General features: G+C 52.6%; 13 protein-coding genes and 2 tRNA genes. 9 read left to right on the top strand and 6 right to left on the bottom strand.

The window, feature by feature from the left end; translation table 11 throughout:
- The first annotated feature begins 103 nt into the window (after positions 1-103).
- The 4 genes from A8O25_RS11905 (at position 104) to A8O25_RS11890 (ending at position 7,283) form a co-directional block, all read left to right on the top strand.
- Complete coding sequence (locus A8O25_RS11905) at positions 104-2,941, top strand: T9SS type A sorting domain-containing protein (RefSeq protein WP_082893595.1); 2,838 nt, start codon at positions 104-106, stop codon at positions 2,939-2,941.
- Positions 2,942-3,003: 62 nt separating this feature from the next.
- On the top strand, positions 3,004-3,960 hold the full coding sequence (locus tag A8O25_RS11900; RefSeq protein WP_066835086.1) for a T9SS type A sorting domain-containing protein: 957 nt from the start codon (positions 3,004-3,006) through the stop codon (positions 3,958-3,960).
- Entirely contained in the window at positions 3,957-4,769 is an 813-nt protein-coding gene (locus A8O25_RS11895; RefSeq protein WP_066835084.1) for a DUF4625 domain-containing protein, read from the top strand. Before A8O25_RS11900 ends, A8O25_RS11895 begins: the two co-directional genes overlap by 4 nt.
- 81 nt (positions 4,770-4,850) lie before the next feature.
- Positions 4,851-7,283 carry a TonB-dependent receptor gene (locus A8O25_RS11890; protein WP_082893594.1) on the top strand — a complete coding sequence of 811 codons (2,433 nt, stop codon included), beginning with the start codon at positions 4,851-4,853 and terminating at the stop codon, positions 7,281-7,283.
- A gap of 390 nt (positions 7,284-7,673) precedes the next feature.
- Here A8O25_RS11890 and A8O25_RS11885 read toward each other — a convergent pair.
- The 3 genes from A8O25_RS11885 to mutS form a co-directional block, all read right to left on the bottom strand.
- Positions 7,674-7,757: transfer RNA gene (locus A8O25_RS11885), tRNA-Leu, on the bottom strand.
- Positions 7,758-7,827: 70 nt separating this feature from the next.
- Positions 7,828-7,903 (bottom strand) — tRNA-Gly (locus A8O25_RS11880).
- A gap of 439 nt (positions 7,904-8,342) precedes the next feature.
- On the bottom strand, positions 8,343-10,928 hold the full coding sequence (gene mutS / locus A8O25_RS11875; protein ID WP_066835102.1) for a DNA mismatch repair protein MutS: 2,586 nt from the start codon (positions 10,926-10,928) through the stop codon (positions 8,343-8,345).
- Positions 10,929-11,497: 569 nt separating this feature from the next.
- Between mutS and A8O25_RS11870 the strand changes: the two genes are divergently transcribed.
- On the top strand, positions 11,498-12,037 hold the full coding sequence (locus tag A8O25_RS11870) for an RNA methyltransferase (protein ID WP_066835083.1): 540 nt from the start codon (positions 11,498-11,500) through the stop codon (positions 12,035-12,037).
- 185 nt (positions 12,038-12,222) lie between these two features.
- On the opposite strand, the gene A8O25_RS11865 is transcribed toward A8O25_RS11870, so the two are convergent.
- From A8O25_RS11865 to A8O25_RS11855, 3 genes are all read right to left on the bottom strand, one after another.
- Complete coding sequence (locus A8O25_RS11865) at positions 12,223-12,855, bottom strand: tetratricopeptide repeat protein (RefSeq protein WP_066835082.1); 633 nt, start codon at positions 12,853-12,855, stop codon at positions 12,223-12,225.
- 1,256 nt (positions 12,856-14,111) lie between these two features.
- Positions 14,112-14,660 (bottom strand): hypothetical protein, encoded by a 549-nt coding sequence (locus A8O25_RS11860; protein WP_153042717.1) that lies wholly within the window; start codon positions 14,658-14,660, stop codon positions 14,112-14,114.
- Between the two features lie 532 nt (positions 14,661-15,192).
- The gene (locus A8O25_RS11855; protein WP_153042716.1) at positions 15,193-15,732 is read right to left on the bottom strand and encodes a hypothetical protein; all 540 of its coding nucleotides are present in this window, start codon (positions 15,730-15,732) and stop codon (positions 15,193-15,195) included.
- 419 nt (positions 15,733-16,151) lie between these two features.
- Between A8O25_RS11855 and aspS the strand changes: the two genes are divergently transcribed.
- The 4 genes from aspS to A8O25_RS11835 all read left to right on the top strand — a co-directional run bounded on the left by aspS (position 16,152) and on the right by A8O25_RS11835 (position 21,171).
- The gene (gene aspS, locus A8O25_RS11850) at positions 16,152-17,906 is read left to right on the top strand and encodes an aspartate--tRNA ligase (protein WP_066835076.1); all 1,755 of its coding nucleotides are present in this window, start codon (positions 16,152-16,154) and stop codon (positions 17,904-17,906) included.
- Positions 17,907-18,534: 628 nt separating this feature from the next.
- Positions 18,535-19,401 carry an alpha/beta fold hydrolase gene (locus tag A8O25_RS11845; protein ID WP_066835074.1) on the top strand — a complete coding sequence of 289 codons (867 nt, stop codon included), beginning with the start codon at positions 18,535-18,537 and terminating at the stop codon, positions 19,399-19,401.
- 95 nt (positions 19,402-19,496) lie between these two features.
- Positions 19,497-20,474, top strand: a complete 978-nt coding sequence (locus A8O25_RS11840) for a sensor histidine kinase (RefSeq protein ID WP_161947742.1) — start codon at positions 19,497-19,499, stop codon at positions 20,472-20,474.
- Positions 20,455-21,171, top strand: coding sequence for a LytR/AlgR family response regulator transcription factor (locus tag A8O25_RS11835; RefSeq protein WP_066835070.1), 717 nt, complete (start codon positions 20,455-20,457; stop codon positions 21,169-21,171). The genes A8O25_RS11840 and A8O25_RS11835 overlap by 20 nt, the downstream gene beginning before the upstream one ends.
- The last annotated feature ends 301 nt before the right edge of the window (positions 21,172-21,472 follow it).

The following is a 21,472-nucleotide window of genomic DNA, read 5'->3' as shown; positions in this document are numbered from 1 at the left end:
TGTTTTAGGCTGTTTTTCCGGAAAACAGCCCTAAAACAGAAAATGCAGCACCAGCAGATGGAACTTACTTCATTGATTTCCAGAATATTCACTTCAGCTACCCATGAGACCGATAGTCTACAAAACCATCTTCCCCCTATTGCTTTTCCATTTCCTCACACTTCCTTTTTTAACATTTGCACAAACGTGGCAGCACCAGCGGGGCCGGGAACCAGACCAGTACAGCAAGGTTTTTGCGCTTTCGGCCCAACACCTGTTTGTCACGGGCTACCCCAAAATAGCGCTGTATTCCCTCAACTCAGGCCAAACCTGGTTACCAGCCAATGTTCCCGCAGAGGTAGATTTCACGGTTTCCCATTTCCTCAATGCCACTACCGGCTGGACCGTCAATGAAGCAGGCCAGCTGCACCAGACCCAGAACGGCGGCCAAACCTGGGCTCCGCTGCCCACGCCCGTCAAGGGTTACCCGCAGTTTGTGCGGGTGATAAGTGAGCAATCTGGTTTGGTGATGACCTATGACGAGGGGGTAGTAAAGCTGTACCACACCCAAAACCAAGGGCAAACCTGGGCGGAAGCCGATACCCCCGAAGGCCTGTGGGCCAGCGATCTGGTCATGGCGGGGCAAACGGGTTATCTGGTGGGGCTCAATTCCATCATGAAAACAGTAGACGGTGGCCGCACCTGGCAAAACCTTACCTATCCCGTTCACGCCTCTGGCAGTAACGGCTTCTACCACGTCAGCTTCATTGATGCCGTAACCGGATGGGTACTGGACCACGACAACAAGGCGCTTCTGCACACCACCAATGGCGGCCAAACCTGGACCATCACAGCCCTACCGGAAGATATTCTCCAAAACCCTAACCTGAACTTCACGCAGATGCAGTTTCAAAGTGCCACGGTAGGGTTTCTGGTAGACGCACAGCAGTACATTTACAAAACCACCAACGGCGGCCAAACCTGGGCCAAAGTGCTGGACCAGCCTGGTCAGCATCTCCAATACTTAGACGTCTCCCCCGATGGCCGAACGGTCATCGCCTTGTCCATCATGACGCCCAACACCGTGTATGTAAGCACAGACGGCGGCGATACCTGGCAGAACAAACGGCAGGCTTTTCTTTACCACAACCTCATGGGGGTAACCTTCCTGAGCCAGACCCACGGTTGGGCTGTGGGTGACGCGGGCACCCTCATCCGGACCCAGAACGGCGGCGAGACATGGGAAAACATTAACCTGCCTGCCCCTCTGGACAAAGCCAATTTCAAAAAAGTTGCCTTCGCCGATGACCAGCACGGCTGGGTGGTGGCTTCAAACCCCAATGCGCTTCTGGCTACCGCAGACGGCGGCCAGAATTGGCAAACCCAAACCCTTCCCGCACACCCGCAGGGCACTGAGTACAGCCTACACCATGTCTTCTTTTTAAAGCGGGCGGCAGGCAGTACTTCTCCGCCCAAAGGCTGGGCGGTGGGGAGCGCTGGCACCATTCTTCGCTATGACGGTACCACCTGGCGCGCCCATACAGAAACGCTTGGGATAGCGGGCATGCTGTACAACGGTGTTTTCTTTTTGAATGAAACAACAGGTTGGGCCGTAGGCCGGAACGGCGTGATTGCCAAATCTATTGATGGCGGCCAGACCTGGACCCGCCAACCCAGCGGCACCCTCAGACCCCTGAACGCAGTACACTTCACAGATGCCCAACACGGCTGGGCGGTGGGTGACCATGATTACGTGCTGAAAACCATAGACGGAGGCCAGACCTGGAGGCTGCAAATCATTCCGCCTGCCTTTGTCTCGCATTTCTTTGACGTGCATTTCACCAGCCCGCACCGCGGTTGGGTAACTGGTCGCAGAGACAGCCACGGCACCATTCTCTCTACCACCGATGGCGGTCACACCTGGACTGAAACCGAGGTAGACAACCGCACGTACGCGCATTCCTTTACTGACCTGAACCACGGGTGGGCCGTGGGCCGCAACGGCGCTGTTTACCGCTTCACAGACAATGCCACGGGTGCCAATGACCAGAGTCCAGCCCCTTTCACCCTCACCTTACAACCTGAGCAGCATACCCTCCGCAACTTTGCTTCTACCATTGCCCTGCAAGACTCGGTGGTGAAAGCCAAAGAGTGGTGGGAGACTGATTACCAGTTCACCGGAATGGGAAACAGCTACATTGAGGAATTTGCGGAGCGGTTTGAGGTCTCGGGCAAGGCAGCGGTAGTAGGCGTGGTGAGCTACCACACAGGAGAGGTGAACAGCCAGTCGCCCAACGTGGCCGAGTTCAATGTGTTTGACATAGGAGCTGATGGACTGCCCAGCCGTAAACTGGGCCGAAAAGACGTGTGGTACAAAGAGGTAAAGGTGGATAAAACCTCCATGTCCACCACGTTCAATGCCCCGGTGCCCGTAGAGAATGCCTTTTACCTGTCGCTCAACTTTACAGACTACGCCCATGGCGGTTTTGAAGGAGATAACTTTGCACTGCTACATACCAGCAACAACACCAGACCTACCAGTGACCATGAGGTAATCCGTAATGCAGTGAGGGCGCATACCCACTCGGGCCGTGTCTGGCATGATATGCGCACAGGCTTCAACTACAGTGGCTATCTGGGTATGTTCCCAGTGGTGCAGTTCTCAAACGTGACGGGTATCAAAGATCACTACGTAAGCAATGGCTCGCTCAAGCTATACGCCCCATACCCTAACCCAGCCCAAGACAAAGTGCAGGTGAAATTCGGGGTGGCGGTTACCGCCGAGGTGGAGGTGCGTCTGGTGGACATGAGCGGCAGAACCGTGCTGCAGCAATCGCTGGGCCGTAAAAACACAGGGGAGCACGCTACTGAGCTACAGCTTCCCCAGAACGCCAAAGGCCTTTACATCTTACTCGTGCAAGCTGGTGACCAACGCATGGCTAGCCGCATGGTTATTCAATAAAACTTACTTATTCACCTGATTCCCCACTGATTGGCAGTGGGGAATCTTACCATTTTCAGCCCATGAAGAAAAAATATAAATGGTGGTTTCTATCAGCACTCCTCTTACTGGCTTCCACCATCACCCTTGCCCAAACCACCACCCGCACCCTCAGGAACCTTCTGCCTCAGCACCCCCAGGAGCTGCGCAAATACACTAACTCGGGCACTTGGGGCTATTGGCTCGGCCAGAACTACCGGTTTAACCAACAATACGCCGAGAAATATTATGTGAGTGGAAACGCCAAAGTAATAGGCATCATTAGTCACCACGGCGGTAAGTATGCCCATGCTAATAACCTAGCCTCCTTCAGGGTGTACAGCGTGGGTACCAATAAACTGCCCCACGCCCGGCTGGCCAGCAAAGACGTGCGATACGCTGATTTGCGGCTGAACGGTGCTGCCATGACCACCACCTTTGACGCACCCATTGCCGTGCAAGATTCGTTCTTCGTGACCTTTGACCTGCATGATTACGCCCATGGCGGCTACGACGGTGACACCATCGGCCTCTACAGCGGCATCAACGGTAGCCGCCCCAGCGCTGATTTTGAGAACTTCGGGCGCAACGCGGTGCAGCAACATGAGCACGCTTATGAGAAATGGGTGGATTTCAGAACCCAGAACTTCACCAACATCGCCACGCATTTCGCGCTGTTTCCCATTGTGGAAATGACCGTGACGGGCATCAAAGACGAATTTGTGCAGAAAGAGCAACTCACGCTGTACCCGCCTTCTCCCAACCCCATTCAGAGCGGTCAGGACATTCAGCTCCGCTATGCCCTGGCAAGCCCATCCACGGTGAGCCTCACGCTGTTAGACCTTCAGGGCAACGCTCTTCTGGAACTGATGCCAAAACGCCAAACTGTGGGTGAGCATGTTGCCCACTTTCCCTCGGCCCAATTGGCCGCAGGTACCTACCTCTGCCTGTTGCAGTCTGATGCCATTTCAATAGCCACTAAAATCCTAGTTATCAAATGAAAAACTTCGCCTTCCTCCTCTTAAGCATTGTGCTGTTTTCCTCCTGTGGCGATGAAGCACCCGAACAAGAAAAACCCGATACGGAGAAACCAGTCATTACCCTCATCCAAAGCGCCCCCCAGTATGGCAAAGGCACCGTTTGCGGCCATACTGAGGACCGTGTTTTTTCTGTGACCACAGGCGGCAAGCTCACCTTGCACTTTAACTTCACTGATGATGTGGCGCTCTCACAGTACAAAATTGACGTGCACAACAACTTTGACTGCCACGGCCACCGCAGCGGCTTACGCCGGGGCACGCCCTGGTTTGTGGTGCGCATCAAAGAGGCCACTGGCAAAGATTACAAAGTGGTGGAAGAACTGGAGGTACCAGCAGACGCCACCCCCGGCAACTACCACCTGCTCCTTTACGCCACCGACAAAGCCGGCACTGAGGCGGTTCCTCAGGTTTACAGCGTGCATGTCTCTAACCCCACCGACACCACCCCTCCGCAGTTGACCATGACCAGCCCCACGGCAGAAACCGTAACCGTAAAGCGCGGCAGCACCGTTCCCTTCAGCGGCACCGTCACTGATGCAGTTTCGTTGAACGAGGGCCGAGTGGAAATCAGCTACTCCGACCCGGCCAACCAGCCTTTTACCGTGGACCAACAGTTTTTCCCAGCCACAGCGGGCACCCAGGCCACTTTCAGCATTCCTTTCACTTTTGCGACTTACATGCCCACGGGCGAATACAAGTTCACGGTGGAGGTGTTTGATACCAAAAACAACAAAGTCACAAAAAAACTGAAAGTAGTGGTGAAGCCCTAAACCGCTTTCAACCCGCCTTCTGTTTTCGGGCTGTTTTTAAAAAAACACCGAAAAACGCACACAAATTTTGATTCACCTTCTATGAATTTAATAAACCAAAAGCCTACTTGGGTGAGAAAAGCGGTCATCTTGCTGGCCTTGTTCACAGCGCTATGCGGACTGGCTTTTTTCCCGCAGAAGGCATCGGCGCAGGCGGTGCAAAGCATTAAGGGCCAGGTGCAGGACGTGCAGGGCCAGCCACTAATTGGAGCCTCAGTGCACTTGCAGGAGACGCTGCAAGGCACCCAGACCGATGTGCAGGGCAGATTTCAGTTGAACCAGGTGAGGCCAGGCCATTACTGGCTGCAGGTTTCCATGGTGGGCTATGCCACCCTCACCAAATCAGTCACCGTGGCGCAGGAACCTGTTTCGGTTTCTTTAACGTTGCAGCCCTCTAACCAGCAACTGCAGGAGGTGGTGGTGCAGAGCCATGGGGCGCAGCTGAACCAGCAGGAAAGCTCGGTGCTCACCCAAACCGCAGATGAAACCTATATCAATCAAAATGCTGGCGCCTCGCTTATGGGAACGTTGGAGAAACTGCCGGGGGTAAGCGCCATCAACATGGGCGTAGGCATTTCTAAACCCGTCATCCGGGGCCTGAGCTTCAACCGCGTATTGGTCACCGATAGCGGCATTAAGCAGGAGGGGCAGCAATGGGGTTCAGACCACGGCCTGGAGATTGACCAGTTCAATGTGGAGCAGGTGGAGATAGTGAAAGGCTCGGCCAGTTTAATGCACGGTTCTGATGCTTTGGGCGGTGTGGTGCGCATCTCGCACCCGGTGGCAGTGCAGGAAGGGCACTACACGGCCAGTGTACGCGGCATCTACCGCTCCAACAATGACACCTACGGCACCACGGTCGCCACCGCAGGGAACCACCGCGGCCTCACTTTCCGGGTAAGGGCCACCCACCTCCGCTACGCGGATTACAAAGTACCCGCTGAGACCTTTACCTACAACCGCTTCGTGCTGCCCATTTATGACGGGAGGCTCAAGAACACGGCCGGTCGGGAAAACCACTTTTCAGGTACGGTGGGCGTGAACAAGAACTGGGGCTATACACATTTGACTGTCTCCAACTACAACCAGCAGGTGGGCATTTTCAGCGGGGCCATGGGTATACCACGGGCGTATATGCTCACACCAGACGGAAGCCGCCGCAACATTGCCTTCCCTAGCCAGGACATTAACCATTTCAAAATCATCTCCAACAGCAACATTCAACTGGGCAAAAACTGGCTGGAGGCAGATTTAGGGTATCAGCGCAACCACCGTAAAGAACTTTCAGCACCGCACGCACACGGGGCTCCGTCAGAAGACAGCAACCATCTGGCTACCCAGCTGGACCTGCAGACCGCTACGGCGAATATCCGCTACTTTCCGCATTTCAGCGGAAAACTGGAACCCACTTTCGGCTTACAGGCACAGGCTCAGAAAAACCGACAGGCCGGTTTTGAGTTTTTGCTTCCTCATTTCAAAAGCCAGCAGGTTGGTTTCTTCGCCCTCTCCAAATACCGCCTGCACAAGAAATGGATCGCCAACGGCGGCCTGCGGGTGGATTATGGCCATCTTTCGGCCGAGGAGGAACAGCGGACTTTCTACTATGAGAACCGCTACCTTGCCACCATTCAGCAGAGCCCGCGCGTGAACCGGGATTTCTGGGGCTGGAGCGGGTCTTTGGGTGTGGCCTGCAACCCCACGGAGCGCTGGGGGCTCAAAGCCAACTTCGGGAAAACGTTCCGGATTCCGGCGGCCGCCGAACTCACCGCCAACGGCATGCACCACGGCACGTTTAGGTATGAACAAGGCGATGCTACGTTGAAACCCGAGCAAGGATACCAGTTGGATGTGGCCGTGAGCTATGACAATGAGCGGCTGCAGCTGTCGGTTACGCCGTTTTTCAACCTGTTCCAGAACTACATTTACCTGAGCCCGTCGGGCATTTTTCCCACGGTGAACATTGACGGGAGCCTGTACCCTGTGGCTGAGGCGGGGCAATTGTACCGCTTCCGGCAGACCCGGGCGCTGCACACGGGGGCCGAGGCCACGGCCAAATATTTTCTCTTGCAGACCTTGACTTTCGGCCTCACGGCCGAATACGTATGGGCTCAGAACCGCACCACGCAGCTTCCCCTGCCCTTCACCCCTCCCTTCGCACTGCAGGCCGATGCCGAGTACAACCTGCCCCGCCTAACCACTTACCTGCAAAATGGTTACTTCAAAGTCAACTACGGGTATTATGCGGCGCAGCACCGCGTGGAGCGCAATGAACTGGAAACAGACGCGTATTCTTTAGTGAGCCTGACTACCGGAATACATTTGGGCCAGCAGAAGTGGGGGCAGCTGGGCTTTCAGGTGCAGAACCTGCTGAATGGGAAATACCTCAACCACCTGAGCCGCTACCGCATTCTGAACTTGCCCGAACCCGGCCGCAATTACGTGGTTTCCCTGTCCATTGACTTAGAAACGCCGTAACACTATTCATTTGATTTCCGGTCTTAGGAAACGGCCATCCTCGGGACCGTCAGCCCAACTTTTTATTACTTCCCCATTGTTCCCAACTAGTTCTTAACTGACCACCTCATAAAAACTATAGGCTTCCAAATAATTTGAGAAAGTTGATGGAAAACACTGAATAGCTAAGGAAGATGTTTTAGAGTTTTCTTTCTGGCCCTGGCACAAGCGTCTGCATGTGCCTTTTAAAAAGTAAGCTTCTGTTACTAGGCTTTTTTTGTAAAAATAAGCCAAAAACGTGGGCGCAAGCGTCCGCTTACACCCGCGTTTTAGCCCTCTAATGCAGAAACCAGAATACTTTAGCAAGAAAACAAAAAAGCCCTGAACCATTGCTGATTCAGGGCTTTCAAGTACCAGGAGCGGGAATCGAACCCGCACTTCCTAATGGAAACAAGATTTTAAGTCTTGCGTGTCTACCAGTTCCACCATCCCGGCATCCCGTTCCTACAGGAGAAACGGAGTAGGTAGATAAACAAAAGACGTTACCGAAGCAACGTCTTTTATCTGGAGCGAAAGACGGGGTTCGAACCCGCGACCTCGACCTTGGCAAGGTCGCGCTCTACCAACTGAGCTACTTTCGCGTTTTTACTAACTCGCTGTTTGAATTAGTGATACAAAGGTAGGCGCTTTTTCTCTAAAGTCAAGAGGTGCCCACAAAAAAATCTTCACCAAACGCATTTCTTTCTGAAAATCAGGCAGAAAATTTTTCAGTCTTTTCTTACCCTCACGCGTTTCTGGGCTGTTTTCCTGAAAACAGCCCAGAAATAAGGTTTCCTTTTTAGGCTACGCTGGCGCGAGTCTCCGGACTCGCGCCGAAAGATGGTTGGAGTCTCCAGACTCCGTGTTTTCTTTCAGTGCCTCCCGGCGAGTCTGGAGACCCGCTTCATCCTTTGCCACGAGTCTGAAGATTCGCGCCAGAAAGGACCCGTAAATGCCGTTTTTGGCCTGTTTTCGCCAAAACAGGCGAAAAACGGAAAAGCACGCTCCCCTCTCTGCGGGAGAGGGACCAGGGCGAGGCCCCTATTTCTTGTCTACCAGCATTTTCAGCTCGTTGAGCTTGAGCAGCGCCTCAACCGGCGTAATGGTGTTAATGTCCAGCTTCTCAAACACTTCTTTGATGCGCACCAGTTGCGGGTCGTTGAGTTCAAACATGCTGAGCTGGTACGGCTGCTTGGGCAGGCTTTTTAGGGTTTCCTGCGGGTCTTGGTGCGGATGGCTGATCTTCTCCTGCTCCAGGTGGTGCATGATTTCGCTGGCGCGTATGACCACGCTGTTGGGCATGCCCGCCATCTGGGCCACCTGTATCCCGAAGCTGTGGGCGCTGCCCCCTTCCACCAGTTTGCGCATGAACAAAATCTTGCCGTTGCTTTCTTTCACGCTTACGTTGTAGTTCCGCACGCGGGGGAAATCTTCGGTGAGCTGGTTCAGTTCATGGTAATGCGTAGCGAACAAGGTTTTGGCCCGACCTTTGGGAGCGTTGTGCAAATGCTCTACAATGGCCCAGGCAATGGAAATCCCGTCATAGGTGCTGGTGCCGCGGCCAATCTCGTCCATCAAAACCAGGCTGCGGTCAGAGAGGTTGTTCAGGATGCTGGCTGTCTCGGTCATCTCCACCATGAACGTACTTTCGCCCCGGCTCAGGTTGTCTGAGGCGCCCACGCGGGTGAAGATTTTGTCAATCACGCCCAACTGCGCGGCCTCGGCGGGCACAAAACAGCCAATCTGCGCCATGAGCACAATCAAGGCCGTCTGTCGCAGCAAGGCACTTTTACCCGCCATGTTGGGCCCCGTGATGATGATGATCTGCTGCTCGTCATTATCCAGCCTGATATCATTGGGCACGTAGCGCTCACCGGGCGGCAGTTGTTTCTCAATCACCGGGTGACGGCCTTGGGTAATATTCAGCACTGTGCTCTCATCCACCTCTGGCTTCACATAGTTGTTCTGCTGCGCCAGCTGCGCGAAGTTGGCCAGACAGTCCAGCACGGCCAGCGCCTTGGCGTTCTGCTGAATCTGGGGCACAAACTCGGCGGTACTCAAGACCAGTTCGTTGAAAATGCGCTGCTCAATCACATACAGGCGGTCCTCGGCGTGCAGAATCTTCTCCTCGTAGGTTTTGAGTTCCTCGGTGATGTAGCGCTCGGCATTGACCAGCGTCTGTTTCCTGATCCAGGAGCTGGGCACCTTGTCTTTGTGCGCGTGCGTCACCTCCAGGTAATACCCGAACACCTTGTTATAGGCAATCTTCAACGATGAAATGCCCGTGTTCTGCACCTCGCGCTGCTGAAGCTGCAGCAGGTAATCCTTGCCCGAAAACGCAATGGCCCGCAGTTCGTCCAGCTCGGCGTCAATGCCGTCATTCACCAGGTTTCCTTGGTTGGTGAGCACGGGCGCGTCTGGTTTGAGAATGGCTTTGATTTCGTCCCTGATGCGTTCACACGGCAAAAGTTGGTCGGCCAGTTTCTGCAGGGCGGGCACGCCGCTCACCGCCAGCAGTTCTTTGATGGGCAGCGTGGCCTCCAGCGCCCGCGCCAACTGCAGCAGCTCCCGCGGGTTCACGCGGCGCACGGCCACCTTAGAAATGAGGCGCTCCAGGTCACTGATCTGCTTCAGGTAATGGCTGATGTCCTGCAGCAGCTCGGGGCGTTCCTGCAACCCTTCCACAGTGTCTAACCTTCTTCTTATTTGCGCCGCGTCTTTCAAGGGCAGCACCAGCCATCGGCGCAGCAGGCGCGCACCCATGGGCGTAATAGTATTGTCCAGCACGTCAATCAAGGGCACGCCCTCCGGGTGCTGCGGATAAATCAGCTCCAGGTTGCGCACCGTGAAGCGGTCCAGCCACACGTATTGGTCTTCCTCCAATCGGCCCACGGCCGAAATGTGGCGCAGGTCATGGTGCTGGGTCTCTGCCAGGTAGTGCAGCACGGCGCCCGCAGCGGTAATGCCCTCGGTGAGACCTTCCACCCCGTAACCTTTCAGACTCTGGGTATTGAACTGTTTGGTGAGCGTCTCCAGCGCAAAGTCATAGCTATACACCCACTCGTCCAGCCCGTAATGGCAAAAATCCGGCCCGAAGCTCTGGAAGAACGTCTCTTTCTTGCCTTTGCAGAACAACACCTCGGCGGGGCCGAAATTCTGGAGCAGCTTCGCCACGTAGCCCGCATCGCCCTGCGCCAGCATGAAATCACCGGTAGAGGCATCCAGCAGCGCTATGCCAATCAGCTCCTTCCCGAAGTGCAATGACGCCAGGTAGTTGTTGCGTTTCTGGTCCAGCACCTGGTCATTGAACGACACGCCCGGGGTCACCAGCTCGGTCACGCCGCGCTTCACAATGCCTTTCACGGTTTTAGGGTCTTCCAGCTGGTCACAGATGGCCACCCGCTCCCCCGCCCGCACCAGCTTGGGCAGGTACGTGTCCATAGAGTGGTGCGGAAAACCGGCCAGGGCCGTCTCAGCCGCGCTGCCGTTGCCGCGCTTGGTGAGCATGATGCCCAGAATTTTGCTGGCCTTGATGGCATCTTCACCGAAGGTCTCGTAAAAATCTCCCACCCGGAACAGCAGGAGCGCGCCCGGGTGTTTGGCCTTGATGGCATTGTATTGTTTCATCAGCGGCGTGGCGCTGAACTCTGCAGATTTACTCAAGGTGGTAATGTGCTAATATTTTTAAGGTACTGATGTGCTCGTTTGGAATTTCTGCTCCTGGTTTAGCCCATCAGACACCTCTTTATTTTTCTTTCTAATGCGTTTTTTGCCTGTTTTACAGAAAACAGGCCAAAAACGGCTTTGCCTGGTTTTGCTCTTTCTGAAAAAATCACGCCTCCAGTCCGCCTTTGACGGGGGCAGGGGCCTGATTTCTTGTGCAGACAAAGGCGTTCCTGTTGGCTTTTCTGCCAGCTGTTTTGGCGTAAAACTAATGCTTTTCACCTCTCAACGGCCTTGGTCATCCCCCCACCCCCTTCAAAGGGGCACGGAATGCGCGTCAGAATTTCCTCTTCCTATTTCCTGTTTTTGGCCTGTTTTCAGAAAAACAGGCCAATAACGGCTCTCCCGTTTCTTCCTTTGCCTGCCGCTGGTTTTGGTCTCATTTCTGAAAAACAGGCCAAAAACGCGTCTGTCCTCCCAATGTGTTACCTTTGCACTCCATTCTTCGGCTACGCCGAAAAACACCTTTGACTATGCGCAAATTAAGCATGGAAGAACTCCAGCGGGACTCGGTGGAGGACTTCAAAAATAAGCAAAAAAATCCGTTGGTGCTGGTTTTAGACAACGTGCGCAGCCTGCACAACGTGGGCTCCACCTTCAGAACCGCAGATGCCTTTGCCGTGGAAAAGATCTACCTCTGCGGGATTACCGGCACGCCGCCCAACAAGGAGATTCACAAGACAGCGCTGGGCGCCACCGAATCAGTGGAGTGGGCCCACGTGCCCACCACGCTGGAGGCCGTGCAGGGGTTGAAGCAGCAAGGCTATGCTGTTTGGGCCGTTGAGCAGGCTGAGGGCAGCATAGAGCTCCCCCACTTCCAGCCCGCGGCCGACGGGAAATACGCCTTTGTGTTCGGGAATGAAGTCTTTGGGGTAGAAGACGAGGTGATAGAGGCCGCTGATGGGGTGCTGGAGATTCCGCAGTTTGGCACCAAGCATTCGTTGAACGTGTCTGTGACCGTGGGCGTGGTGGTGTGGGATGTGCTGAGTAAACTTCTGGCTCCTACGCTCTAGAGTGGCACGTAGGGCCGCTGAGGTGTTCGGTTGCAGAGTCAAGCCTGCCAATCTCTGTTTTTGCCTGTTTTCAGAAAAACAGGCCAAAAACAGCCAATGCTTTGCCCAACTCATTTAGCTACGCCCATAAAAGCAGAAAGGCGAGATTTTCATCTCGCCTTTCTGCTTTTATATAAAGTATGGAATTATCGCTTCGCTATTTTTTTCTCCAGCTGAGATTTGGCCAGCTCTAACGTAAAGAGGGCTTGCTCATGGTTAGGGTTCTGCTGTAAGAATACGTTCAGGTCAGCAATGGCACCTTCTGTCTGTTTCATGTCCATTTTCACAACGGCACGGTTGTAAAGGGCTTTGTCATGCGTTGGCGCCGCGGCAACCACTTGGTCAAGGTCACTCAAAGCACCTTCATAATCTTCTAAATGAAACTTGGCAACGGCGCGGTCATAGATCAGCTCAACAGATTGGTTGTTCAAAAGAGCCACGTTGAAATCATTCAAGGCTTCTTTGAAGGCCTCTACCATGATGAAAGCATTACCACGGGCCTGCAGGAAATTAACATTCTCAGGGGCGATGGCAACGGCCGCGTTAAAATCTTTGATGGCACCAAACGCATCGCCCAACTCCAACTTAGCAGCCGCACGGTCTGCGTATGCCTGAGCATTTTGTGGGTTTTGCTTCAGCACCTGGGTGATTTCTTTCACCCGCATTTTTGAGGCGGCCATAGATTTAGCCACATCTCCTCCGCCACCGCCAGCAACTGAAGTAAAGGAAACAGCTGCAAAGCACACGAGCGCCAACACAATTCTGATATTTTGAATCATCTTGATATTTTTATTGACTTTTCTAACCAATCTTCTGCGGGGGAATCCTCTAACCAGCGAATCAGGAGTCTTTTATACTCCTAAAAATTACAACTAGTTACAAGAATGACACAAATATAAGGAGATTCTTTAGTTAAGTGCAATGGTTTTCATAAAATAGTGCTGTAAAATTCCGTGAATTGGCTCAATCAACTTGAAAAGACGTTAATCACCCCGTTTTATCCGTTGAAAATCATTTTTACCCCGACGAATGCGCAAATCTATTTCTCCATTTTTTGGCTTTGCCCTTGAAAGCCACTCTTATGATGCAATATTTTGCTAACATACTACAAAACCCGGCAAAACCAGTTAAATTTTTTATTAAAATGAGCCAAAATTTTTTCCTCTCATTTTAGAACAAGTATTAACTGCAGGCCCACATGGTTCATTGGTTAGCCTCTCCCCACCTGCTTAGAGGATTTCAAGAAAGCTGTAGGAGAATTTTAAGGCCTGCTTACGGCTACAGGTTTTGTGATCCAGAGCTCTACAGCTTCTGCGAGAGAAGGCATTAGCCAGGTAGCGTAAAATTTACTCAGTTTCGGCCTGGGGTAGCTGCACCCGAGAAAAATCTGTTTTCAGCCTGTTTTCAGAAAAACAGCCCTAAGAGCATGTTTAAATTTGCCTTTTGTGCTGCAAACGGGCATCAAAAGAACCTGACTTTGCCTTTTTCTCGCACCATAGTGGGGCGTATGCTGCTCAAAAAACGCTTCGCCAGAACCTTTCGCTCCCAATTTTCGCTCGCAAAATCAAAATTTAAACAAGGAGCCTGTTTAGCATTTCCCAAAATGAGCTTTAGATAGCTTCTGTACTGGCGCCAGCACCCGCTTGTGTCGCTGTTTTGGCTCTTCTTTTGCGAAAACAGGCCAGAAACAGAAGCAAATAGTTTCAAAAGACTACCAAAAAGCAGAAACTTGCGCCTATGATCAGAAAACACTAAACAGGCTCAAGCCCTAAAACAGAGAGCAGGTACGGCTTACTTAGTGGTTATTTGAATTGGAAGCCCCACTGGCCAGAGCAGGGTGCTGCCTATGCGGTTTAGAACCTTGTAACAGCGCTACAAAAAACAGGAAACCGCTTCGGTGTTGGCAGGATACTCTGCAGCCCATACGCCAGGAATGGATGGTTCTAAAAGCAAAAGGACTACACAACGTCATTGCATAGTCCTTTCAGGAAGAGACATGCGTAGCAGGGGAACAAATTGCCCCGCCACACCTGGCTTAAGAAACCTTTTGCCTGCGGGCTAGCGCATGCAGGGCATACCTTACTCCTTCATCAGCCCAGATATAATTGATTCGTAAGTACGAGGTCTGATCCAGTACCACCTGGTTTCCAAGCCCATCACAGATCGCAAAAGATGTTTTCACCTCCTGCGGGAGCACGGGCGGAAACTTCTCCTGTAATACAGAAGCCATATAGGCCACTTCCTCTGGTGAAGGGTGCCGTACCACACACTGGGCCAGGAATAACTTTCCGTGCAGGAAATGCAGACAAGAGGTGACGCCAATGGGGCCCACTTTCCTTTTAAAAATAAACGCCTTGTGCCCGGGCACCTCGGCCTGGGCAGATACCTCATGCTGCGGCTTCCCCATCACTTTCACCACCTCCTTCAAAGAAGTGCCAAAGGGAATGTTCTGAAAACAAACCTTCTCTTGCGTAAGCAGTACAGGAGACGGCGTTGCTTGCAGCACCTTAAGAAGTTGGTTTAAGGTGCCGGCAAAGCTGTACCGTTCAAAATAATCGTCCTTGGTGAAACTGGCAGAATACATCCGTTTTCTGCCTTTCAGGAATGGAAGGTTTTTCTGGAAAACTAGAGTAAAAAACTGATGCATGTGCTACGTCCTCTGGTGCTTTATGGTTGGTTTGAAAAATGCAGGATATCTGAAAGAAACTTTTTTAAGGCAATAGACAAATATATTCAGAGCTGGCAGCTAAATCAAATATTATAAAAATAGTACCGGTAAATACTTGTTTAAATACCTAACAATTATTTTACCAACGGTAAAGTGCAAAACCTCAACCGGATTTATTACATCTATTCTTCCCTTGGTTGTTTACTGGCACGCGGCATAGTTGCACTGTCCTCTCCAGTACTCTGTTTTGGTCTGATTTATAAAAAACAGCTCTTAAACGCCGTTTGTCTCCCCATCAGGGGCTCCTTCAACTGAACCAATCTCCTGTTGCTTCACTATTCGTTACCTGGAAGCAGACTGTTCTACACCTGGCGCAGGGGCGCTGTTTGAGCTATCTCAGCCAGCACGGCAACGGTATGCACGTTACCCGTTCAGGCCAGGGGGAAAGTTACTCCCCCAAAGGAACCTCACTTCTCTGCTTGATTAGCTGACTGCCCCAAAACTCCATGCTTTTGAATAAGCTCTTTCCGGCCTCCTTCTGCCTTTGCCCCGTTAGCTTCTGCCAAACCAGCCGGTCACCAGTGATATAATCAATGCGCAGATACACAGAACGGTCTATTGACACGCTGGCTCCACAAGCCCCCCTCACCACAGAAGAGGCCCCCAGGCTCTCCAGGCAAACCCTTGCCAGGTCCTTTACCGCCGAAACAATACAGAAGTCTGCCTGCATCACAGTAGGATACCTCACCACTTCCTGGGCAAGGAAAAATCTGCCTTCATAAAAATGGACGCAGGAAGTGACACCTATCGCTCCTACTTTTCTCCTGAAGATTAAAGCACTGTGCCCTTCTACAGTTGCAGAAGAGGCCATAGTATGAACCGGCTCCCCCAGTTTTTTCACAACCTCTCTTACGGTGGCCCCAAAGGGAATGGCTTGAAAGAAAATACTGCTCTCTACCTGATAGGCAGGTCTATGTTGAACAGACAATAGGTTTTGCAACTGTGTTAACGTCTCAGCAAAACCATATTTTTCAAAAAAGTTTGAACTTGAGTAGTAGATAGCTGAATGTTTCTTTTTTGAATGAAAAAGCAAGAACCAAGAGCGAACTGCCTGCACTACCTGAAGTTTCATAAAATGCCCTCCTCTAACTTAAATGTATTTTAATGTATGGGGGCGCTACATTTCTGCATAAAGTTAGCAAACAATCAAACCAGAACTTTTGGCTCCACAAATAAATTCAAACTATTCTTATCAGGATATATTAAATTTATAATATTCTTTATTTTATTAAATTAAAAGAAGGGAATAGACAAGCCTGCGCCAGATCTACAACCTTCTCCGGCCCGCTGTTATCAACTCCCAAAACAATGCGTACCTTTGCAGCTTAGTTCTAAAGAAGAGACACAATGCTTCGTTCACACACCTGCGGCGAATTACGCCTGGAGAATGTTGGTCAGGAAGTGACCCTGACCGGATGGGTACAGAAATCACGCGACAAAGGCGGCATGCTTTGGGTTGACCTGCGCGACCGCTACGGCATTACGCAGCTAAGCCTGGAGGAAGGCGTTTCTGAGGCCTCGGTGCTGGCCACTGCCCGCACCCTGGGCCGCGAATTTGTGGTCAAAGCCACCGGTACCGTGATTGAGCGCGAGTCTAAGAATGATAAAATCGCCACCGGCGAGATTGAGATAAAAGTAACCGCGCTGGAAATCCTGAACCCCGCCAAACTGCCGCCCTTCCTGATTGAAGACGACACCGACGGCGGCGACGACCTGCGCATGAAATACCGTTATCTGGATCTGCGCCGCTCCCCCGTGCGCAAAAGCCTGGAATTGCGCCACTGCATGGGCCAGCAAACCCGCTCTTACCTGGACGGCCAGGGCTTTATTGAGGTAGAGACGCCGGTCTTGATTAAATCTACGCCTGAAGGCGCCCGCGACTTTGTGGTGCCCAGCCGCATGAATCCCGGCGAGTTCTACGCCCTGCCACAGTCTCCGCAGACGTTCAAGCAGCTCTTGATGGTATCTGGGTTTGACAAGTACTTCCAGATTGTGAAATGCTTTAGAGATGAGGACCTGCGCGCCGACCGCCAACCGGAGTTCACCCAGATTGACTGCGAGATGTCTTTCGTGACGCAGGAAGACATCCTGAACACCTTTGAAGGTTTAGTGAAGCACCTGTTCAAGGCCGTGAAAGGCATTGAACTGGGAGACTTCCCCCGCATGACGTACGCTGATGCTATGCGCCTCTACGGCTCAGACAAACCAGACACCCGTTTTGCCATGCAATTTGTGGAGCTGAATGACCTGGTGAAGAACAAAGGCTTCAAAGTGTTTGATGACGCCGAGTTAGTAGTAGGCATTAACGCCAGCGGCAGCGCCCATTTCACCCGCAAGCAACTAGATGAGCTCACAGATTTTGTGAAGCGTCCGCAAGTGGGTGCCACCGGTTTGGTGTACGCCCGCGTGCAGGAAGACGGCAGCGTAAAATCAAGCGTTGACAAATTCTACTCTCCAGAAGATTTAGCGCAGTGGGCGCAGGCCTTCAACGCCCAGCCAGGTGATTTGCTGTTGGTGTTGGCCGGCGGCGCTGATAAAACCCGTAAAGCTTTAAATGAACTGCGTCTGGAGATGGGCAGTCGTTTAGGCCTGCGTGACAAAGACACGTTCTCTACCCTATGGGTACTGGACTTCCCGCTCCTGGAGTGGGACGAGGAAAGCAACCGCTACCACGCCATGCACCACCCGTTCACCTCACCCAAGCCCGAGGACATGGACCTGATTGACACCAACCCCGGCGCCGTGCGCGCCAATGCCTATGACATGGTCATCAACGGTGTGGAAGTGGGTGGTGGCTCCATCCGGATACATGACCGTGGCGTGCAAAGCCGCATGTTTAACCTGTTGGGCTTCACGCCCGAGGAAGCGCAAGCGCAGTTCGGGTTCCTGCTGGATGCCTTTGAGTACGGTGCGCCTCCGCACGGGGGTATCGCCTTCGGGTTTGACCGTCTGTGCTCGCTCTTTGGCGGGGCAGATTCTATCCGCGACTTCATTGCGTTCCCTAAGAATAACAGTGGCCGTGATGTCATGATTGATGCTCCTTCTCCTATCGCGCAGGCGCAGTTAGATGAGCTGCAGATTGACGTCCGCTTGCGCGGATAGTTATTCGTTATTAGTTGTTCGTTATTCTTTTGAAACGGGTGAGGTCTGTAGGCTTCACCCGCTTTGCGTTTTTGGCCTGTTTTAGGAAAAGTAGGCCACGCAAACGGCACAGAGACGCTCGCAGGTCCTCCGGACGCTACGAGGTCTTTTGTGCAAGGCGGCTTATTGAATGGCTGAAGAATCTGGCGCGAGTCTTCAGACTCGTGCCGCACTGTGAGTGGAGTCTCCAGACTCCATTTTTACTTTTTTAGCCGCTGGCTCCCGGCGAGTCTGGAGACTCGCTTCATCCCATGTCACGAGACTTTAGTCTCGCGCCAGCGTGGGGCTGCGTGGGATATATAAGTGTAGAGAGTTATCGGCATCTTCCTTGAAACTTGAAAATCTAATTCTGACCTCGTAGCGTCAGGAGGACGTGCGAGCGTCTGTGGCAAAAGCCGTTTTTGGCCTACTTTTCCCAAAACAGCCCGAAAACGGAACATTCCCCTTTCCAACAGCCACCACCAACAAATTACCCCTTCACCGCTCACCCTTTGCAATTACCGCTCATCATATTTTGCTTCTCATGTGCCTGGTTGCGGTGCACCTTTGTGACCATCAATCGCACTAAAAACCTTTAACCCATAAAAACATGAAAGCAAAACTTACCTCTCTCCTGGCGCTGTTGTTGTGCCTCACCTTAACGGCTCAAGCTAAAACTCCTTCTTTCAAAGTGGTGAAGACGGGCAAAGGCCCCGCCATGATTTTGATCCCGGGCCTGAACTCTGCGGGTGAGGTCTGGGATGAAACCGTGCAACACTATCAAAAAAACTACACCTGCTATGTACTCACCCTGCCAGGGTTTGCGGGCCAACCGGCCATCAAAGCTGATCCTTTCCTGAACACCATGCGCGATGAAATCATTGCCTACGTGCAGGAGAACAAACTGAAGAAACCGGTGCTGGTGGGGCACAGCTTAGGCGGTTATTTGGTGCTGGCCTTGAATGTAAAAGCGCCGGAGCTGTTTGGGAAAACAGTGGTGGTAGATGGTTTGCCATTCATTGGGGCCGCCCAAAATCCCGGTGCCACGGTAGAGACCATCAAGCCCATGGCTGAGCAGTTCCGCAAATCTATGGCTACACCCAGCCCGCAGATGCAAAAGCAGCAGGAAGCCAGCTACGGCACCACTATGGCCAAAGACTCAGCGCATATTAAGAAGATCATAGAGTGGGGCAGAAAATCAGCTTACCAAACCACCGGCCAGGCCATGTATGAGATGTACACCACAGACCTGCGCGCAGACATTGCCACCATTAAAGCCCCTGTGTTGGTGCTGGGCGCCTGGTACGGCTACAAAGGGTACGGCGTGACCAAAGACATGACCACTACCATGTATACCGCGCAATTCGCTAAATTGCCTTCGGCTGAAGTCAAAATTGCCGACACCGCCCGCCACTTCATCATGTATGACGAACCCGCCTGGATGTTTGCGCAGATAGACGCTTTCCTGAAAAAGTAATTCCAAAGTTTTAGATGACCACTTCCCGTCAACAAAAATGGTACTGGGTCTGCCAGGCAATTGGTTGGACCTTTTACCTGTGCATAGGCCTCCTGATGAGTGTCCTGTGGTTTAAAAAGCAGCCGGGCATGTACGCGGTGCAGTTTGTGGGAACGGGTATTTTTCTGGTGCTCACGCATTTACAACGGCACCTGAGCCACCAATACCGCTGGCTTGATTTGCCCCTGGGTAGACTGGCGCTGCTGGTGCTGGCGTACAATGCGCTGGCCTCTATTATCTGCCAGCTGCTGGTGTGCGTGTTCATGCTGAGCATTGGCCTGTTCACGTGGCAGGAATTCAGCTTCGGTTACCTGGTTATGTATGCGGCCAACGGGCTGGTGATTCTAAGCTTCTGGTCCACCATCTACTTCGCGTTTCAGGCAATAAGACGGTGGAAGGAAAAGGAAGTGGAAGCCTGGAAACTGCAGGCTTCTTTGAAGGAAGCCGAGCTGCAGGCCATACGGTCACAACTGAACCCGCATTTTCTGTTCAACAGCCTCAACAACATCCGGTCATTGGTGCTGGAAGACCAGGGCAAGGCGCGGGAGATGATTACCCGCCTCTCTGCCATGATGCGGTACGTGATTGGTTACAATAGAAACAACCTGGTGCCCGTGGCCGAAGAACTGGAATTTCTGGACAATTACGTGGCCTTGGAGAAGATTCATTTTGAAGAGAAGCTGCAGTTTTCCTCTCAGGTAGATGCCGCTGTGAAACAGGCCGCCATTCCGCCGCTGGGCATTCAACTGCTGGTGGAGAACGCCATCAAGCACGGCATTGGCACGCAGCTGGACGGAGGCCGCATTCACCTTTCCCTGCACCGGCAGAACGGGCATCTGCAGGTACAGGTAGAGAATACCGGAACGTTGCCAACTGCCTTGACCCCGGCGGGCATTGGCATAGAACGGCTGCTGGAGCGCGTGGGCCATTCGCTGGAGCAGCCGGGGACATTTGTCCTGGCGCAAACGTCAGAGCACCACGTGACCGCCACCCTCACCCTTCCCTACAGAGAATATGAGAATCTGCATCATTGAAGACTCGCGGCTGGCCCGCCTGGAACTGAAGCACCTGTTAGGCAAATTCCCGGAGCTGGAATTAGCAGGTGAAGCCGAAAACGCCGAGGAAGGCATTGCTTTGATTGAGGAACTTCGGCCTGATTTGCTGTTCCTGGACATTCACCTGCCCCAGAAAAACGGTTTTGAGCTGCTGGAGGCGCTGGAGTACACCCCGCAGGTCATCTTCACCACCGCCTATGACCAGTACGCCCTCAAAGCCTTTGAACAGAACGCGCTGGACTATCTACTGAAACCTATTGAGGAGCCCCGTCTGCGGCAGGCCGTGGAGAAAGCGCTACACAAGCAGGAGGGTTCCAAACCCACCATCGCTCCTGCTCAACTCAGCGAGGAAGACCGCGTGTTTGTGAAAGACGGCGAGCGCTGCTGGTTTGTGGCTCTCAAGCAGGTGCGCCTGATAGAATCTAACGGCAACTACGCTTTCCTGCACTTTGACCAGGAGCGCCCCTGCATCTTAAAAAGCCTGAACTACTTAGAAAACCGACTGGACCCGAAGGTGTTCTTCCGGGCCAACCGCCAGCAGATTATCAACGTGAATTACATTGAACAGATTAACCCGTGGTTTAGCGGCAGCATCAAGATTCAACTGAAAGGTGGTGAGGAAGTGGAGGTGAGCCGCCGGCAAAGCCAGGTTTTCAAGGAGCTGATGAGTTTGTAATTTCCATTTTTGTCCTGTCTTGCGAAAAGTAGGCCGAAAACGGAAATTTGATTGCTGATTGCAACTTCCCGATTGTTTCAAATAATAGCGCAAGCTAAGCGCAGATTCTCCCCTTGAGGGGAGCTAGTGGGGTGTTTACACCTGCCGGTCATGGCATTCCCAACTATGGTGCGGAAGTTACTTCCGTGACTTTCCTAGTTAGGCACAGAAGTAACCTCCGCGCCATAGAAAAATAAGTACGCCTAACAATGTGTGCTCTCCTGTGCAACACCCCTCTTTATCTCCCCTCAAGGGGAGAATC

It is taken from the genome of Rufibacter ruber, assembly GCF_001647275.1.
In the GTDB taxonomy this organism is placed as follows: domain Bacteria; phylum Bacteroidota; class Bacteroidia; order Cytophagales; family Hymenobacteraceae; genus Nibribacter; species Nibribacter ruber_C.
This window is presented reverse-complemented; position numbering and strand designations above follow the sequence as displayed.

Bases quoted from the DNA above. Each gene is read 5' to 3' on its own strand.
- A8O25_RS11865 (WP_066835082.1), bottom strand. From the start codon at position 12,855: ATGATTCAAAATATCAGAATTGTGTTGGCGCTCGTGTGCTTTGCAGCT.
- A8O25_RS11900 (WP_066835086.1), top strand. From the start codon at position 3,004: ATGAAGAAAAAATATAAATGGTGGTTTCTATCAGCACTCCTCTTACTG.
- mutS (WP_066835102.1), bottom strand. From the start codon at position 10,928: ATGAAACAATACAATGCCATCAAGGCCAAACACCCGGGCGCGCTCCTG.
- A8O25_RS11840 (WP_161947742.1), top strand. From the start codon at position 19,497: ATGAGTGTCCTGTGGTTTAAAAAGCAGCCGGGCATGTACGCGGTGCAG.
- A8O25_RS11835 (WP_066835070.1), top strand. From the start codon at position 20,455: ATGAGAATCTGCATCATTGAAGACTCGCGGCTGGCCCGCCTGGAACTG.
- A8O25_RS11870 (WP_066835083.1), top strand. From the start codon at position 11,498: ATGCGCAAATTAAGCATGGAAGAACTCCAGCGGGACTCGGTGGAGGAC.
- A8O25_RS11890 (WP_082893594.1), top strand. From the start codon at position 4,851: ATGAATTTAATAAACCAAAAGCCTACTTGGGTGAGAAAAGCGGTCATC.
- A8O25_RS11905 (WP_082893595.1), top strand. From the start codon at position 104: ATGAGACCGATAGTCTACAAAACCATCTTCCCCCTATTGCTTTTCCAT.
- A8O25_RS11860 (WP_153042717.1), bottom strand. From the start codon at position 14,660: ATGTATTCTGCCAGTTTCACCAAGGACGATTATTTTGAACGGTACAGC.
- aspS (WP_066835076.1), top strand. From the start codon at position 16,152: ATGCTTCGTTCACACACCTGCGGCGAATTACGCCTGGAGAATGTTGGT.
- A8O25_RS11895 (WP_066835084.1), top strand. From the start codon at position 3,957: ATGAAAAACTTCGCCTTCCTCCTCTTAAGCATTGTGCTGTTTTCCTCC.
- A8O25_RS11845 (WP_066835074.1), top strand. From the start codon at position 18,535: ATGAAAGCAAAACTTACCTCTCTCCTGGCGCTGTTGTTGTGCCTCACC.